This is a genomic window from Aminobacter sp. P4_D5 (assembly GCF_056401815.1).
Genome location: NZ_JBFUIP010001495.1, coordinates 1 through 501 on the forward strand (window position 1 = coordinate 1; position 501 = coordinate 501).

Sequence of the window (501 nt, forward strand, 5' to 3'; positions counted from 1 at the left end):
CACAGAGCCATCTTCGCCGCCGGGTTCATTGCCGGTGGAATTGTCCTGGGCGGCTACGTTGCCCACGCCCGCATCACCTCGGTCAATGGTTCCATCGGCGGGGTGTTGCCGAATAGCGAGGCGGGCCTGCTCTGCGTCACCGCCGGTAATGCMGTGCGACCTATCCGTGGGGTTTGGCGCGAAGGGACCGTCGGTGCGCCCAGCGGCSCCKCAACCGGCGTCTGGCTGCGTTGCCCGGCCTAAGGCTCAGTCTCGGTCTCAGGATGAAGGCGGTGCCGCCCGCTCGCACACGTCGCGCACGACGAATGGCCCAGGGTGTGGGTCGTCCTTCCGTAGTCGCGGGAATTAACTGATCGGGGGGTTCATCCCCCGACGCTAATTTACGCTGTTATGTGGGGGAGGTTTGGGGGCCAAAAATCGACTGGGTTTTTTACCCCCGACCACCCCCCTATTACCCCCCAGGTGGTCGGGAGACCACCGGCCGGCGGCAGGCCCCGGCGG

Annotated in this window: 1 protein-coding gene; it reads left to right on the plus strand. The window is 66.1% G+C overall.

Annotation, left to right across the window (positions count from 1 at the left end):
* On the plus strand, positions 1 to 243 hold a 243-nt coding region (locus AC1DWF_RS39155; protein WP_476843761.1), incomplete at its 5' end, for a hypothetical protein.
* Positions 244 to 501: the final 258 nt, after the last annotated feature.